This is a genomic window from Neisseria sp. HMSC068C12 (assembly GCF_001814095.1).
In the GTDB taxonomy this organism is placed as follows: Bacteria; Pseudomonadota; Gammaproteobacteria; order Burkholderiales; family Neisseriaceae; genus Neisseria; species Neisseria perflava.
This window is the reverse complement of sequence record NZ_KV814812.1, coordinates 361320-377816: the sequence shown is the minus strand read 5'-3', so window position 1 is coordinate 377816 and position 16497 is coordinate 361320. Positions and strand designations below refer to the sequence as shown.

Sequence of the window (16497 nt, the reverse complement as noted above, 5' to 3'; positions counted from 1 at the left end):
ATTTCAGACGGCCTTTTGTTACAATTTCATTTTTACCGAACACACTCAATTACCGTGAAAATACTCATCCTCGGCAGCGGCCAAGTCGGCTCGACCGTCGCCCAAAACCTTGCCTCCGTTCCCAGCAACGACGTTACCATCATCGACATCGACGAAAAAGCGCTCAACCGCATCAGCAGCCGCCTCGATGTCCAAACCATCGTCGGCAACGGCGCATCGCCCTTTACCCTCGAACAGGCAGGCGCGGCAGACTCCGACCTCCTGCTTGCCCTGACACGCAGCGACGAAACCAACATTGTCGCCTCCAAAATCGCCGCCGACCTATTCAACATCCCCAGCCGCATCGCACGCGTGCGCTCAAGCGAATACCTCGAATATCCGGTTGCCGGCAGCGACAACCCCGAAGAAGGCAGCCTCAACATCTTCGGCATTACCGAAACCATCAGCCCCGAACAACTGGTTACCGAACAACTCGTCGGCCTGCTCAACTACACCAGCTCATTGCAGGTACTCAGTTTTGCCAACGATAAAGTGCGCATGGTGATTGTTCAAGCCCGCAAAGGCGGTTTGCTGATCGGCCGTGAAATTGCCGACATCAACCAACACCTGCTCGAAGGCGTGGACTGCCAAATCTGCGCCATCTACCGCAACAACCGCCTGATCGTCCCCACCCCGCAAACCGTCATCATCGAAGGCGATGAAGTCCTGTTTGCCGCCGACATCAACAGCGTGGAAGCCATCATGCGCGAATTGCGTCCGAAAGAAGCGCGCACCCGCCGCATCATGATCGCCGGCGGAGGCAACATCGGCTACCGCCTCGCCAAACAGCTCGAGTCCAAATACGACATCAAAATCATCGAATACAAACCCCACCGTGCCGAATGGCTGGCCGAAAATCTGGACAACACCCTCGTCCTGCAAGGTTCCGCCACCGACGAAACCCTGCTGGACGAAGAATACATCGACGAAATCGACGTCTTCTGCGCGCTGACCAACGACGACGAAAACAACATCATGTCCAGCCTGTTGGCGAAAAACCTTGGTGCCAAACGCGTGATTACCATCGTCAACCGCTCAAGCTACGTCGATTTGCTCGAAGGCAACAAAATCGATATCGTCGTTTCCCCCCATTTGATTACCATCGGCTCCATCCTCGCCCACATCCGCCGCGGCGACATCGTTGCCGTCCACCCTCTGCGCCGCGGCACGGCCGAAGCCATCGAAGTGGTGGTACACGGCGACAAAAACACTTCTGCCATCGTCGGCCGCCGCATCAGCGGCATCAAATGGCCGAGCGACTGCTACATCGCCGCCATCGTCCGCGGCGCAACCGGCGAAGTCATCATGGGACACCACACCGAAACCATCCTCCAAGACGGCGACCACATTATCTTCTTCGTCTCACGCCGCCGCGTCCTGCCGGAGTTGGAAAAACTCATTCAAGTCAAAATGGGCTTTTTCGGTTAAACCCAAAATCCGTTTGCTTGAAGCCATAAAAAGGCCGTCTGAAAACCTTTTCAGACGGCCTTTATTCTTGTTTCATTTACGCTTTGGCAACATTGTTTTTACGGCCAAACCAAACGAAACCAATCACGCCCAATACAATCATCGGCACGCTCAACCATTGACCCATGGACAAGCCCAAAGTCAACAGGCCGAGATAGTCGTCAGGCTGACGGGCAAATTCGGCGATGAAGCGGAACAATCCGTAACCGCCCAAGAACAATGCTGCCGTTTGTCCGGCCGGACGTGGTTTTTTCGAGAAAATCCAAACAATGACAAACAGGCAAATGCCTTCAAGGGCAAACTGGTAAAGCTGAGACGGATGGCGCGGCAGCATGCCGTATTGTTGCAGCCATTCTGCCCACAAAGGATTGTGCGCCGCGGCTTCCGCATCTTCGTAACGCGCTTGCGGAAAACCCATCGCCCAGAAAGCATTGAGTTCGGTCACGCGTCCCCAAAGTTCGCCGTTGATAAAGTTGCCGATACGGCCGGAAGCCAAGCCCAGCGGCACGAGCGGCGCAACGGTATCCATCAATTTCAAGATACTGATGTTGTGCTTGCGGCCAAACAGCCACATGGCAACGACCACACCCAAGAAGCCGCCGTGAAACGACATGCCGCCTTCCCACACTTTGAAAATATCCAACGGGTTGACCAAATAGTCGGAAAATTTATAAAACAAAACGTAGCCGATACGGCCGCCCAAGATGACGCCCAAGATACCCCAAGTCAGGAAATCGTCGAGTGTTTCTTTGGTAAACACAGAATTGCCCTGCGCGATACGGCGGCGGCCCAAAATCGTAAACAGGATAAAGCCGACAATATAGCTCAAGGCATACCAGCGGATGGCAAGCGGGCCGATGCTGATCAGCACCGGATCAAACTGGGGATGTATCATCATAATGTGTGTTCCTTATCTCAAAGGCCGTCTGAAAGCCTGAACTTTCAGACGGCCTGTATGCAGTGTCGGACGGTTTAACGCAAATCGCTAACCACATTCAAAATAGCAGACAACATGGCCTCACCCAAGCGCAGCGAGCGTTGGCCGTTCCAGCCGAAATCGTCGTCCGGCAGATTGGCATTGTCTTTAAACGGCATTTCCAAAGTATAGGCAAGGCAGTTGAAATGATTGCCGACCCAGTTGGTCGCCAAAGTCATGTTCGCCTGACCCGGCGCATCTTTGTCATAGCCGTAATCGTCTTGGAAATCGGGGCTGGCATTGAGCAACGCGAGTTTGAATTGGTCTTCCAAGGCTTCGATGCGCTCGTTGTAGTTCGGCACGCCTTCGGTACCGGCCACAAAGACAAACGGCAGACCTTCATCGCCGTGAATATCCAAGAACAAATCCACGCCGGTTTCCATCATTTTTTCGCGGACGGTAAAAACTTCGGGGCTTCGCTCCAAAGTCGGGTTTTCCCATTCGCGGTTGAGGTTGGCGCCGGCGGCATTGGTGCGCAAATTGCCCAATACCGAACCGTCCGGATTCATGTTTGGCACGATGTAGAAAGTCGCACGGTCAAGCAGCATGCGCGCGGTCGGATCTTGCGGATCAAGCAGGCGGCCCAGCAAACCTTCGACAAACCATTCTGCCATGGTTTCGCCCGGATGTTGACGGGCGATAATCCAGACTTTCATGTCGCTTTCGACTTGGTTGCCGATGGTCAAAAGATTAATATCACGGCCTTGAACAGTGCTGCCCAAGTCGTCGATACGGCACAAACCGCTACCCTGCGCATCGCCCAAAAGGTTCAAATGCTGCTCGTTGGAATAAGGCTCGAAATAGGCGTAGTAAACGCTGTTGGACAAAGGTGTATGGTTGATGGTCAACACGCCGTTTTCGTAGCTGGTTGGCACGCGGAACCAATTTTGGCGGTCGTAAGAAGCGCAAGCCTGATAGTCCTCCCAGCCCAAAGGATACGCAGCGTCCTCCGCATTTTCAAAATGCATCACGCAGTTTTGATAGGCCGCACCCTGCAAACGGAAGTAAAACCATTGGGCAAACTCCGAAGCATTGTCGGGACGCAGGGCGAGACGGATATCGGCAGGGTTGCTCAAATCTTTGACAACGACCGAACCGGCATCGAATTGGGTGCTGATTTTCATCATGGGTATCCTTAGTAATCGGCAAAGAGGCCGAAGCAAACCGTCATTTTACCGTTTGCATGAGGCTGGTTTCAACCATTTAACTGATTTAACAGGATTTCAAGCGCTTGGAAATATTGTTTCAGACGGCCTTTGGGATTAAGATAAAGGCCGAAATCATGAAACAAGGTTGAAACCATGACTCAGCAACAATCTGTCTCCTCTGCGATCAAAGCTCGCGTCCTTGCCGAATCTTTACCTTATATCCGCCGTTTTTCCGGCTCCATCATCGTCATCAAATACGGCGGCAACGCCATGACCGAGTCGGCCTTAAAGGAGGGCTTCGCACGCGATGTCGTCCTGCTCAAACTGATCGGCCTGCATCCCGTCATCGTTCACGGCGGCGGCCCGCAAATCAATGAAATGTTGGAAAAAGTCGGCAAAAAAGGAGAATTTGTTCAAGGCATGCGCGTGACCGACAGCGAAACCATGGACATCGTGGAAATGGTTTTGGGCGGACACGTCAATAAAGAAATCGTTTCCATGATTACCACCTTCGGCGGTCGCGCCGTCGGCATTACCGGCCGGGACAACCACTTCATCAAAGCGGAAAAACTCCTGATCGACACGCCTGAACAAAAAGGCGTGGACATCGGCCAAGTCGGCACAGTGGCCGACATCGATACCCGTTTGGTGGAAGGCTTGGTTGAGCGCGGCTGCATTCCTGTCATTGCACCCATCGGCGTAGGCCAAAACGGCGAAGCGTTCAACATCAATGCCGACTTGGTTGCCGGTAAACTGGCGGAAAAACTTCAAGCCGAAAAACTGCTGATGATGACCAATATCCCCGGCGTACTGGATAAAGAAGGCAAATTATTGACTACCCTGACGCCAAGCCGCATTGACGAACTGATTGAAGACGGTACGCTGTACGGCGGCATGCTGCCTAAAATTGCCTCTGCCGTCGAAGCCGCCAAAAGCGGCGTCAAAGCTACGCATATCATAGACGGCCGCGTTCCCAACGCCCTGCTCTTGGAAGTGCTGACCGATGACGGTGTAGGCTCGATGATTTTGGGCGAGGGCTAATCTGGTTTTCAGACGGCCTTATGCCTTATTTAATCAGCTTTTCACCCTAAAAAGGGTAAAAAATGTTACACTATACGGCTTATGTTTGTTTGAGCGATATTGACGTGAAACAAACTTACAGTCGGTTTCATACTGACTCCGATGCCATACCTGGCAAAGACGGTATAATGTCTGCATTCATCAGACTTTGGCAATCATCCTCAAGGCCGTCTGAAGCGTAACAAAGCTACTTTTCTTTTACCATCCTATTTGGAGATATTCATGAGCGCAATCGTTGATATTTTTGCACGCGAAATCTTAGACTCTCGCGGCAACCCTACTGTAGAGTGTGACGTATTGTTGGAATCCGGCGTTATGGGACGCGCAGCCGTACCAAGCGGCGCATCAACCGGCCAAAAAGAAGCTTTGGAACTGCGTGACGGCGACAAATCCCGTTACTTGGGCAAAGGCGTATTGAAAGCCGTTGACCACGTCAATAACCAAATCGCGCAAGCCCTCATCGGTATCGATGCCAACGAACAATCTTATATCGACCAAATCATGATCGAATTGGACGGTACTGAAAACAAAGGCAACTTAGGTGCCAACGCCACTTTGGCCGTTTCCATGGCCGTAGCACGCGCAGCCGCTGAAGATTCAGGCCTGCCGCTGTACCGTTACTTGGGCGGCGCAGGCCCAATGGCTCTGCCTGTTCCGATGATGAACGTAATCAACGGCGGCGAACATGCCAACAACAGCCTGAACATCCAAGAATTCATGATCATGCCTGTCGGCGCAAAATCTTTCCGCGAAGCTCTGCGTTGCGGCGCCGAAATTTTCCACGCACTGAAAAAACTGTGTGATGCCAAAGGCTTCCCAACTACCGTGGGCGACGAAGGCGGTTTCGCACCTAACCTGAACAGCCACAAAGAAGCCCTGCAACTGATCGTAGAAGCAACCGAAGCCGCAGGCTACAAAGCAGGCGAAGACGTATTGTTCGCCCTGGACTGCGCATCCAGCGAGTTCTACAAAGACGGCAAATACCACTTGGAAGCCGAAGGCCGCTCTTACACCAGCGCAGAATTTGCCGAATACTTGGAAGGCCTGGTTAACGAATTCCCAATTGTTTCCATCGAAGACGGTATGGACGAAAACGACTGGGAAGGCTGGAAACTGCTGACCGAAAAATTGGGCGGCAAAGTTCAATTGGTCGGCGACGACTTGTTCGTAACCAATCCAAAAATCTTGGCTGAAGGCATCGAAAAAGGCGTGGCAAACGCATTGCTGGTCAAAGTCAACCAAATCGGTACATTGAGCGAAACCCTGAAAGCCGTTGACTTGGCCAAACGCAACCGCTACACCAGCGTAATGAGCCACCGTTCCGGTGAAACCGAAGACAGCACCATTGCCGACTTGGCAGTTGCTACCAACTGTATGCAAATCAAAACCGGCTCCCTGTCCCGTTCTGACCGCATGGCGAAATATAACCAATTGTTGCGCATCGAAGAAGAATTGGCCGAAGCCGCTTACTACCCTGGCAAAGCCGCATTCTACCAATTGGGCAAATAAGCAGAATATAGGATATTGATTGTATGAAGTGGGTGACTTTTGTTTTAACCTTCGCACTTTTGTGCTGTCAGTACAGCCTTTGGTTTGGTAAAGGCAGCGTCGGGCATACGGAAGAATTGCAGGAGCAGCTCGTCCGTCAGGAGGAAAAAAACCAAACGCTCACTTTGCGCAACAATTTCCTCAATGCGGAAGTTGAAGACTTGGCACACGGACAAGAGGCCATCGCCGAAATTGCCCGCGTCGAATTGGGCTATGTCCAAGACGGCGAAGTGTATTACCGAATCATCGACCGCCGCTAAACCCTGCAAAACAAAGGCCGTCTGAAAACATATTTTTCAGACGGCCTTTTTCATCGCAATCGCTATATAATCACATATCCCAAAATCAAATCACACTCATCATGTATGACGTAAACACCCACGATGTCCGCCGATTCTTTGCCCACGTCTGGCAACACAGACTCGCACCGCTCCAATTGGACGGCCTGCAACAAAAAGCATTGCGCATTATCGAAGCCCATCCCGAATACGGACACTATCTCGAAGACATCGAACAATATTTAGATAAAGAATGGCTGCCCGAAGACGGCGAAAGCAACCCATTCCTGCATATGTCGCTACACCTTTCCCTGCAAGAGCAAAGCGCCATCGACCAGCCCCCGGGCATCCGTGCCATCCACCACCAACTTTGCGCCCGTTACAACGGCGACTGGGTCAAAGCCGAACACGATATGATGGAAGCCTTGGCAGAAACCATCTGGGAAGCGCAACGCTACGGACGGGGCCTTGACGTCAATGCCTACATGACCCGATTACGGAAATTGGTCGGCTTAGGCCAAGAAGAAAAAGCCCGCCTCAATCCCCATGAAGTCGGCCTGATGGATACAAAGTAACTTCTTTTCAGACGGCTTCACCCCATACAAATCCTTACGCTTGCCAAAGCCAACATTTCCATCTTTCATGCTAAATTACTTTTTTGAAATCCGCATTACAAGGAAAACCAAAATGCTCCGCCCAGCCCTTACCGCCCTACTACTAGCCGTCTCCCTGCCCGTTGCAGCAGAAAGCCTCAATTACAACATCGTTGAATTTTCCGAATCCGCCAACATGGAAGTGCCGCGAGATACCATGACCGCGCATTTCAGCATCAACGCAGAAGGCAAAGACCGTCAAGCCGCCAACCAAGCTTTCATGAAGAAATTCAACCAGTTCAACAAAATCTCCCAAAACAGCAAACTTAAAGCCGAGCTGATGGAGCGCAACGCATCCCCGCGCTATCAATACACCAACGGCAAACGCACCCAAACCGGCTGGGAAGAACACGCCTACTTCAAAGTAGAAAGCAAAGACTTTGAAGCACTCAACCGCCTGATTGCCGACAGCATCAATATCGCCATTTTGGAAAGCTCCTCGTTTTCCGTATCCAAAGAAAAACGCGAAGAAACCGTCGACCAACTGAGCAAGGCCGTCATCCTGCGCTTCAAAGATCGCGCCCAAAACCTCGCCCAAACACTCGGCTTCTCCAGCTACAAAATCGTTAAACTCAACCTGGGTCACATCGGCAACCGTCAAGTCGGCGGCAATTTTGCACGCGCCAAAATGCTGCGTGCAATCCCCGCCGCAGAAGTAGCGGCAGGAATAGAAGATGGCGTACCAGCCTCCCCAGGTTCGGAAGAGATCAGCCTGACCGTCAACGGCTCGGTGCAAATGTAGGATTTTCTTTGAAATCATTTTAAAGGCCGTCTGAAAGTATATTTTTCAGACGGCCTTTTATATTACTCAATGATTAGAATGGAATATCGTCGTCGATATCATCAACCGGAGCGGTCGGTTGTGCCGGAGCGGGACGACGGGCTGGGGCTGCTGGGGGTTCTTGAGCCGGAGCAGATTGGTATTGCTGTTGTGGCGCTTGTTGGTAACTGCCTTGGCTTGAATGAGCGCCTTGGTTGTAGCCGTCATCGTATGGTGCGCCGCCGCTGTTGTCGTTGCGGCCGCCAAGCATTTTCATTTCGTTGGCGATAATGTCGTAAGCGGTGCGCTCGATGCCGTCTTTGCCTTGGTATTTACGGCTTTGGATACGGCCTTCCAGGTACACTTGGCTGCCTTTACGCAGGTATTGACCGGCGATCTCGGCGAGCTTGCGGTACATGGTAATGTTGTGCCATTCAGTACGTTCTACGCGCTGGCCGTTACGGTCGTTCCAAGTTTCGCTGGTGGCAACGCTGAAGTTACAGACGGCCTCGCCGTTGGGCATATAGCGGACTTCCGGGTCACGGCCGAGGCGGCCGATGAGGATAACTTTATTCAATGACATTTTACACTCCTGTGATGATTTTTTCGGCGGCCTCTTGGTCGAATCCTTTTTGCAAGGCCTTGATATAAATGGTTTGCTTGTCTGCGCTAAAGCTGATGCTTTCAACGCCTTCAATTTCGGTCAATTTTTGGTAGAGCAAATCCGGATTTTGTTGCCATTCGGCGTTAAGCGGATAGCTGAGGTTTTTGACAGGCTTCGGTGCCGGCGAAATGACTGCCAATACCAGCCACAGCAACATCAGTACGCTACAAAAGGCAAATACGCCTGCAAAACCATATTTTTGGAACAATAAACCACCGGTTGCGCCGCCGACAAACAAGCCGACCGACTGCATGGTGTTATACACGCCCATCGCCGTGCCTTTCAAATCGGACGGAGCGATTTTCGACACCATAGACGGCAGGCTGGCTTCCAATACATTGAAACCAATAAAATAAACAATCAGATAAGCGGTAATTAACCATACCGAGTGCATGCCAAACAGCAAACCGATTTGTGCCGCAGCAATGCAGATGATACCAAGGATAAACACTTGTTTGAGCTTGTTACGCGTTTCGCCGACGATAATCAGCGGCACCATAATAATCAGGCCGGTAATGGTTGACGGCAGATAGACTTGCCAGTGATGGATTTTTTCCAAACCCAACTGCGTCATGGCAAACGGCAATGCGGTAAATAAAGCCATTTGTGCCGCATGCAAGGCAAAAATACCGAAGTCGAGATTGAGCAGTTGGCGGTTTTTCAATACCTCGCCCATACGCGAAGGCTGCGCCTGCGTGTCTTCGTGCATTTTTGACACTTCCGGATCAGGGGTCATCCAGGCAACCACGCCGATACTGATTACAGTCAGAATACCGGTCAGCGCAAACAGGCCGGATACGCCGATAAAGCTGGCAATCATCGGCGCAAGCACTAGGCTGACGGAGAAGGTCAAGCCGATACTCAGGCCGATCATCGCCATCGCACGAGTCCGCACTTCGTTACGGGTCAAATCCGCCAGCAAAGCCGTTACCGCCGCACTGACGGCACCCGCACCTTGAATGGCACGCGCGGCAACCAACATCTGCAGGCTGTCGGCAACTGCGGCCAAAAAACTACCCGCCGCAAACACAATCAAGCCGGCATAAATCACTTTTTTACGGCCGAACTTATCGGAAGCCATGCCCAAAGGCAGCTGCAGCAAAGCCTGTGTCAGCCCGTAAATACCCATCGCCATACCGACCAGCGCTTTATTGTTTTCTGCGCCGGGCAACGAAGCGGCATACATCGCCAAAACGGGCAATACCAAAAACATCCCCAACATACGCAGTGCGTAAACGCCGGAAAGTGTGGTACTGGCACGCCATTCGTGCGGAAACATTTGAATGCGGTTATCTCTTGCCATAAATAATGTTTCAGACGGCCTTAAGTTTGCAAAAGACCGTCTGAAAGTGTGAATTAACAGATTTTCTGATTATACAGGATTCAAAGGAATTGCATGGGGCAAATCGTAAGCCGCTCAACCCCACTGCCATCTATTCCGCCACGCGCCCAATACGGCATTCGGATATTTGTTACTGCCCAAGCTGCCATTAAACCTTGCCAAAGCGCGGACAATATTGCCTTTTTCGATATTGTTGTAATGGCGCAGAATGGTACAGCCGTAGCGCAGATTGGTGCGAATGTCGAAAAGGTTGTGCGACGGATTGCCGATATAGTTTTTCCAAAACGGCATCACCTGCATCAAACCGCGTGCACCCACGCCGCTGATGGCATATTGGCGAAACGCGCTTTCCACTTCAATCAAACCCAAAATCACTTGAGTATTGAGTCCGGCACGACTGCTTTCATATTGAATATTGACCAACAGACGGCGGCGCTCGCCCTCATCGGGAATAAAGCGTGCCAATCGGGAAGACATCGCTGCCAACCAACGCTCCCCTTCCCTCGAATCGGCAAACACCAGCCGCGCAGGGCTAGCACTATTAATCGAACTGCGCATCACGGAAGCCACATCATCGGCCAGCGTTTCTTCACGTTGCGCCCCCGCCCATGCGGTCGCAGGCGTCAAAAGCATGGCTCCGCCGACTTGCAATAGGCGGCGGCGCGATAAAAATAAGGAATCTTGGTTTTCCGATTTCATGTGTTTTCTCTTTTTAGGCCGTCTGAAAAGTTCAGACGGCCTTTGATATATTTGCTTAAAATCAGCATTATAAAATACATCTATGAGCAGAATCAAAGAGCTGTATTCCTTTTATTGTCAAGTGATACAGCCTCAAGTAACATTTAGGTTTTTCTAATCAAGCGGTATTTTTTATGACCACCACTCCCGCCAACGTTTTAGCCTCCGTCGATTTGGGTTCCAACAGTTTTCGCCTGCAAATTTGTGAAAACAACAACGGCCAGCTGAAAGTCATCGACTCGTTCAAACAAATGGTTCGCTTTGCCGCCGGCTTGGACGAACAAAAAAACCTGAGCGAAGCCTCTCAAGAACAAGCCTTGGAATGTTTGGCAAAATTTGGCGAACGCCTGCGCGGATTCCAGCCTGAAAACGTGCGCGTGGTGGCCACTAATACTTTCCGTGTCGCCAAAAACATCGCCCAATTTCTGCCCCGTGCCGAAGCGGCGCTGGGTTTCCCCATCGAAGTCATTGCCGGCCGCGAAGAAGCGCGTCTGATTTACACCGGCGTAGTGCATACCCTGCCGCCCAAAGGCGACAAAATGCTGGTTATCGACATTGGTGGCGGCTCGACCGAATTTGTCATCGGCTCGGATTTGCAACCGCTGATCACAGAAAGCCTGCCTTTGGGCTGCGTAACGTACAGCATGCGCTTCTTCCAAAACAAAGTGACCACCAAAGATTTCCAAGCCGCCGTTTCCGCCGCGCGTATCGAAATCCAGCGCATCAGCAAACTGATGAAGCGTACCGGTTGGGATTTCGCCATCGGCACGTCCGGTTCGGCAAAATCCATACGCGACGTTTTGGCGACCGAATTGCCACAAGAAGCCGACATTACTGCCCAAGGCATGCGTTATCTTGCCGATAGGATTATCGAAGCCGGTTCGGTTAAAAAAGCCAAATTTGAAAACCTCAAACCCGAACGCGTCGAAGTTTTTGCGGGCGGATTGGCCGTGATGATGGCCGCTTTTGAAGAACTCTCGCTGACCAAAATGACCGTTACCGAAGCCGCCCTCCGCGACGGCGTGTTCTACGACTTAATCGGCCGCAGCCTCAATGTCGATATGCGCGAGCAGACAACGGCCGAGTTCCAAAAACGCTACCACGTCAGCCTCAACCAAGCCAAACGCGTTGCTGATACCGCGCAAGCCTTCATGAACAGCCTGTGCCACGCCAAAAACGTAACCGTTCAAGAGCTTGCCCTGTGGAACCAATACCTCAGCCGCGCAGGCCGTCTGCATGAAATCGGCTTGGATATCGCCCATACCGGTTATCACAAACACTCCGCCTATATTCTCGAAAACGCCGATATGCCGGGCTTCTCACGCAAAGAGCAAACCATTTTGGCGCAACTGGTTATCGGCCATCGCGGCGACCTCAAGAAAATGGCGGATATTATCGGCGATAACGAAATCATGTGGTGTGCCGTATTGTCCCTGCGCCTAGCGGCCCTCTTCTGCCGCTCGCGTTTGCCGCTTGATTTGCCGCCACAAACCCAGCTTCGGGTTGATGAAAACAACCACAGCTTCATCTTGCGCATCAACGCCCAATGGCTGGAGCAACACCCCCTCATCGCCGATGCACTGGACTACGAAAGCGCGCAATGGCAAAAAATCGATATGCCTTTCTCGGTTCAAGCACAATAAACCGCGCTCCGTTATAATAGGCAGCTTTTCAAAATCCAAACCGCAGGCCGTCTGAAAACGACAGCCTGCCATACATCAAGGAAAACCATGAGAAAACCCCAACGCGGCTACGCCCGCCAAGACCGTGTCAAAGAACAAATCATGCGCGAGCTTGCCGAACTCGTCCGCACCGGCCTGAAAGACCCGCGCGCAGGCTTCATCACCATCAACGAAGTCGAAGTCACCCGAGATTACAGCCACGCAACCGTGTTCTACACCATCCTCGACGACAGCACACGCGACATTACCGAAGAAGCTTTGGAACACGCCAAAGGTCATTTGCGCAGCGAATTGGCCAAACGCATCAAACTCTTCAAAACGCCCGAGCTGCACTTCAAATACGACGAATCACTCGAACGCGGCATGAGCATTTCCAGCCTGATTGACCAAGTGGCAGCGGAAAAACCGGTTGAAGACTGATTGATTAAAACACGCAGGCCGTCTGAACCCTTTCAGACGGCCTGAACATTAATATTCCCTAATTAATATGACCAATAAACCCACCAAACGCCCGGTCAACGGCGTCCTTCTCCTCGACAAACCTGAAGGCCTTTCCAGCAACACTGCCCTGCAAAAAGCACGGCGCTTGTTCCGTGCCGAAAAAGCCGGGCATACCGGCGTACTCGATCCTTTGGCCACAGGGCTTTTGCCTGTTTGCTTCGGTGAAGCGACCAAGTTCGCCCAATATCTGATTGATGCCGACAAAGCCTATACGGCCACGCTGAAACTGGGCGAAGCCAGCAGCACAGGCGATGCAGAAGGCGAAATCGTTGCTACCGCACGCGCCGATATTTCATTGTCCGAATTTCAGACGGCCTGCCAAGCTTTAACGGGCGATATCCGCCAAGTGCCGCCGATGTTTTCCGCCCTCAAGCACGAAGGCAAGCCGCTGTACGAATACGCACGCAAAGGCATCGTTATCGAACGCAAAGCGCGCGACATCACCATTTACTCCATTGATATCACTGAATTTGATGCACCCAAAGCCGTGATAGACGTACGTTGCAGCAAGGGTACCTACATCCGCACCCTCAGCGAAGACATCGCCAAACACATCGGCACATTCGCTCACCTGACTGCCCTGCGCCGTACTGAAACCGCCGGATTTACCATTGCCCAAAGCCACACGCTCGAAGCCTTGGCAGAATTGGACGAAGCCGAACGCGATGCCCTGCTGCTGCCTTGCGATGTTTTGGTACAACATTTCCCCAAACTTGAGTTGAACGACTACGCCGTTACCATGCTCAAACACGGCCAACGCCCCCAGTTTACCGAAAACATTTCTGCCGAACAGCCCATCCGCGTATACAGCCGAGACGGCACATTTATCGGACTGGCGGAATATCAAAAAGAAATAGGCCGTCTGAAAGCCTTACGCCTGATGAATACCGCCGACAAATAACTTCCTGCAAAGAGAGCCGATCATGAAAGTCTATACCGCCGCCCAGATGCGCGAACGCGAGCAAGCAGCCGTCGATAAAGGCACAAGCTTCGACCAACTGATGGAAAACGCCGGCAGCTCTGCCGCCCAAGACCTCATGCAGCGTTATCCCCAAGCCGGACGCGCCCTGATCGTTTGCGGCAAAGGCAACAACGGCGGCGACGGCTTAGTCATGGCAAGATATATGCAGGCGCAAGGGTGGCACATCGATATTCTGTTTTCACTCGGAGAAAACCTCTCCCCTTTAGCTCAAACCAATCGCGAACGCCTCAACGGTTTGCCCCATATTGAATTGATATCCGCACAAGAACTGGAAGGCCGTCTGAAAAAAGGTTACGACATCATTATCGAAGGCATATTCGGCACAGGCTTCAGTGGCGCACTTCCAACCGAAATCGCCGCCCTCTGCAGCCAACTCAATCATTCAAACGGCCTGAAGGTCGCCCTCGATATCCCCACCGGCCTCAACTGCGACACCGCCGAAGCCGATCCCGACACATTCCGCGCAGACCTGACCTACACCTTTGCCGCCTACAAACCGGCACATTTAAGCGAATCCGGCAAAACCTATTGTCAAGAAACCGTCTGTTTACCTATTGGCATTGATTAAAAAAGCAAATAAGATGTCATATTTAAATCGCTTTATTTTTAGAAACAACACATTCTAAAAGAAACACGCCAATTAATTTACGACCAAATTATCAACGACACGGAAACAGATAATGAACGAACAAGAATACCGCCAAACTTTTAAAGAAGATCAAGCCGTCGGCTGGGAAGCCATCGATGCTGTGCTTAAAGCACTTTATGGTGATATCAAACCTCGTCATTACGGCTCTATTATCAAATACATTCTAGGTGGTGATGACCCATTAGACGGCAGTAGTATTTATGATTGCGAAGAGCAAACCTTCCATCGCCACATTGTTTCCTACGGCATGAGCGAACTTTACTTTAATCCAGAACTTGCCGGTGCAGATTACAGTAAATGGGGATTTGAATTTACCTTCCGTACTCCCCCTTACGATCAGGATCCGGATTCTGACTACAACACCAAACACGAGCCTTACTGGGCAATTAATCTAATGAATAATCTTGGCCGTTACGTTTTTGAAAGTGGTAACTGGTTTGAAGCCTATCACTTTACTTCAACTAACGACCCTATCCGAATGGATACAGAAACCGCCATCGTCGGCGTAGCCTTCGCACCAGACCCCAAGCTGCCCGCTATCAAAACGCCAAACGGTGAAGTTCAATTTCTGCAGATGGTCGGCCTTACCCAGCCCGAGCTTGACTGGCTCTGGCAAGATCCAACAACCAAACGTTGCCAAGAGCTGATCGATATGATGCGCAAAGACAATCCGCTGTTGATTACCGATTTAGCGCGTACAAAAAGCTATGTACAACCCTAATTGATAAAGCCAAAGGCCGCCTGAAAACAAATTTTCAGACGGCCTTTAGTTTATATTTCAAATAAAAAATAGCAACTTACTTCCAAATCTGAGCCAATTTAATCCCCAGCGCCGTCAAACCAAACGAACCGAAAACATGCAGACAGGTCGCCATCAAAGCCATGCCCCAACGTTGCGCCTGCATCAAACCCACCATCTCCACTGAAAAACCTGAAAATGTGGTCAAGCTGCCGAGAAAGCCGGTAATCCAAAGCAAACGCCATTGCGGATCGGTTAAGAGTTCTGCCAATACGCCGATTAGCAGCGCTCCCAGCCAGTTTGCCGCCAATGTACCGATAGAAAAAGGCGCAGAAGACACCAGCACTAAGCCAAACAACCAACGCAATACAGCCCCAACAGCGGCACCGCAAACAATAGGAAAAATATACGCAAACATAACAAGTTAAACATTCAATTCAAAAAACAGGCCATCCGGTCATGAGGCCGTCTGAAAACCCAGCAAGGATGCCTTCATATCTTATTGCCAAATCTTAGGCGCGGATTTCAAATACCTGTCGTCATCGAAAGTACAAATCCATTGCGGCTTGAGCGCGATGAAAATAGCTGTTGAAATACCGCTCAAAAATGCCTCTGCCCAAGCGATTAAGAAGAAAACAGGAAAGGCGGTTTTCCATAATACCGTCGTATCAAATACATCCGCCCAGTCTAACAAACCGACCAAAATTACGCCGGTAAACACCATTCCGACCGCCGCAGCCCAAAAACCATTCAGAAAAATAAAGATAAATATATTGGCAGGCAAACGCGACACCCAATGGCGGAAACCCAAGTTCACCAATAAAGGCGGAAGCAATACGGACAAGGCATTGATGGGGAACATATGCCAATCGCCCCAAAGCCACAAATACGGAAAAAACAGCAATACGCCAAGGCAGAAAGCGGCAGAAGTGCCCAGCATTAAAGCTGTCAAGTTTAAGGCAAGCAAATGATAGCTCATGCCGGCTAGTTGTCCGCTTTCCGGGGAGGCATTCAAACTCCAAGCCAGCGGCAACATCACGGCAGCCACCAAAAAAGCGGAACGATGCTGCGATACCGACACCCATGCCTGCTTTGCACACAAAGCAAAAATCACCAGCAACACAGGCCATGCCGCCATCACGACACCAACGGGAAACCATCCGTTTTGAAAAATCATCATCTCATCCGCAAAATGTTCAGACGGCCTATTATACGCGTCTCAAGCCATAGCTTTGACAATCCTGTCTGCCT

18 protein-coding genes are annotated in these 16497 nt (G+C 51.2%); 11 read left to right on the top strand and 7 right to left on the bottom strand.

The window, feature by feature from the left end:
• Positions 1-54: 54 nt before the first annotated feature.
• The gene (gene trkA / locus HMPREF2952_RS06230; RefSeq protein WP_049323440.1) at positions 55-1467 is read left to right on the top strand and encodes a Trk system potassium transporter TrkA; all 1413 of its coding nucleotides are present in this window, start codon (positions 55-57) and stop codon (positions 1465-1467) included.
• A 76-nt stretch (positions 1468-1543) separates the two neighbouring features.
• Here the strand turns inward: trkA and lgt are convergent, their stop codons facing one another.
• Together lgt and HMPREF2952_RS06220 are read right to left on the bottom strand one after the other, a co-directional pair.
• Complete coding sequence (gene lgt, locus HMPREF2952_RS06225; protein WP_070695382.1) at positions 1544-2404, bottom strand: prolipoprotein diacylglyceryl transferase; 861 nt, start codon at positions 2402-2404, stop codon at positions 1544-1546.
• Between the two features lie 74 nt (positions 2405-2478).
• Positions 2479-3609, bottom strand: coding sequence for a M14 family metallopeptidase (locus HMPREF2952_RS06220; protein WP_070695381.1), 1131 nt, complete (start codon positions 3607-3609; stop codon positions 2479-2481).
• A 174-nt stretch (positions 3610-3783) separates the two neighbouring features.
• Here HMPREF2952_RS06220 and argB point away from each other — a divergent pair, with 174 nt between their 5' ends.
• From argB to HMPREF2952_RS06195, 5 genes are all read left to right on the top strand, one after another.
• Positions 3784-4671, top strand: a complete 888-nt coding sequence (argB, locus tag HMPREF2952_RS06215; RefSeq protein WP_070695380.1) for an acetylglutamate kinase — start codon at positions 3784-3786, stop codon at positions 4669-4671.
• A 261-nt stretch (positions 4672-4932) separates the two neighbouring features.
• The gene (gene eno / locus HMPREF2952_RS06210) at positions 4933-6219 is read left to right on the top strand and encodes a phosphopyruvate hydratase (RefSeq protein WP_004520772.1); all 1287 of its coding nucleotides are present in this window, start codon (positions 4933-4935) and stop codon (positions 6217-6219) included.
• Positions 6220-6242: 23 nt separating this feature from the next.
• On the top strand, positions 6243-6518 hold the full coding sequence (gene ftsB / locus HMPREF2952_RS06205) for a cell division protein FtsB (protein ID WP_003679613.1): 276 nt from the start codon (positions 6243-6245) through the stop codon (positions 6516-6518).
• A gap of 101 nt (positions 6519-6619) precedes the next feature.
• The gene (locus tag HMPREF2952_RS06200; protein WP_049335876.1) at positions 6620-7111 is read left to right on the top strand and encodes a DUF1841 family protein; all 492 of its coding nucleotides are present in this window, start codon (positions 6620-6622) and stop codon (positions 7109-7111) included.
• 112 nt (positions 7112-7223) lie between these two features.
• Complete coding sequence (locus tag HMPREF2952_RS06195; protein WP_039862478.1) at positions 7224-7931, top strand: SIMPL domain-containing protein; 708 nt, start codon at positions 7224-7226, stop codon at positions 7929-7931.
• Positions 7932-8004: 73 nt separating this feature from the next.
• On the opposite strand, the gene HMPREF2952_RS06190 is transcribed toward HMPREF2952_RS06195, so the two are convergent.
• The 3 genes from HMPREF2952_RS06190 to HMPREF2952_RS06180 form a co-directional block, all read right to left on the bottom strand.
• Positions 8005-8532: a single-stranded DNA-binding protein gene (locus tag HMPREF2952_RS06190; RefSeq protein ID WP_004520776.1), complete on the bottom strand. Its 528-nt coding sequence runs from the start codon at positions 8530-8532 to the stop codon at positions 8005-8007.
• A gap of 1 nt (position 8533) precedes the next feature.
• Entirely contained in the window at positions 8534-9916 is a 1383-nt protein-coding gene (locus tag HMPREF2952_RS06185; RefSeq protein WP_004520777.1) for an MFS transporter, read from the bottom strand.
• 114 nt (positions 9917-10030) lie between these two features.
• Positions 10031-10654 carry a lytic transglycosylase domain-containing protein gene (locus HMPREF2952_RS06180; protein ID WP_039863563.1) on the bottom strand — a complete coding sequence of 208 codons (624 nt, stop codon included), beginning with the start codon at positions 10652-10654 and terminating at the stop codon, positions 10031-10033.
• A 173-nt stretch (positions 10655-10827) separates the two neighbouring features.
• Between HMPREF2952_RS06180 and ppx the strand changes: the two genes are divergently transcribed.
• The 5 genes from ppx to HMPREF2952_RS06155 all read left to right on the top strand — a co-directional run bounded on the left by ppx (position 10828) and on the right by HMPREF2952_RS06155 (position 15228).
• The gene (gene ppx / locus HMPREF2952_RS06175) at positions 10828-12336 is read left to right on the top strand and encodes an exopolyphosphatase (RefSeq protein WP_070695379.1); all 1509 of its coding nucleotides are present in this window, start codon (positions 10828-10830) and stop codon (positions 12334-12336) included.
• Between the two features lie 87 nt (positions 12337-12423).
• Positions 12424-12795 carry a 30S ribosome-binding factor RbfA gene (gene rbfA, locus HMPREF2952_RS06170; protein ID WP_070695378.1) on the top strand — a complete coding sequence of 124 codons (372 nt, stop codon included), beginning with the start codon at positions 12424-12426 and terminating at the stop codon, positions 12793-12795.
• Positions 12796-12862: 67 nt separating this feature from the next.
• Positions 12863-13777: a tRNA pseudouridine(55) synthase TruB gene (truB, locus tag HMPREF2952_RS06165; protein ID WP_070695377.1), complete on the top strand. Its 915-nt coding sequence runs from the start codon at positions 12863-12865 to the stop codon at positions 13775-13777.
• A gap of 22 nt (positions 13778-13799) precedes the next feature.
• On the top strand, positions 13800-14426 hold the full coding sequence (locus HMPREF2952_RS06160) for an NAD(P)H-hydrate epimerase (protein ID WP_070695376.1): 627 nt from the start codon (positions 13800-13802) through the stop codon (positions 14424-14426).
• A gap of 112 nt (positions 14427-14538) precedes the next feature.
• Positions 14539-15228, top strand: a complete 690-nt coding sequence (locus HMPREF2952_RS06155) for a suppressor of fused domain protein (protein WP_070695375.1) — start codon at positions 14539-14541, stop codon at positions 15226-15228.
• A gap of 76 nt (positions 15229-15304) precedes the next feature.
• Here HMPREF2952_RS06155 and HMPREF2952_RS06150 read toward each other — a convergent pair whose 3' ends face one another.
• Both HMPREF2952_RS06150 and HMPREF2952_RS06145 read right to left on the bottom strand, forming a co-directional pair.
• Positions 15305-15664, bottom strand: coding sequence for a CrcB family protein (locus HMPREF2952_RS06150; protein WP_003679592.1), 360 nt, complete (start codon positions 15662-15664; stop codon positions 15305-15307).
• An 81-nt stretch (positions 15665-15745) separates the two neighbouring features.
• Positions 15746-16423: an energy-coupling factor ABC transporter permease gene (locus HMPREF2952_RS06145; RefSeq protein WP_049335881.1), complete on the bottom strand. Its 678-nt coding sequence runs from the start codon at positions 16421-16423 to the stop codon at positions 15746-15748.
• Positions 16424-16497 lie beyond the last annotated feature (74 nt).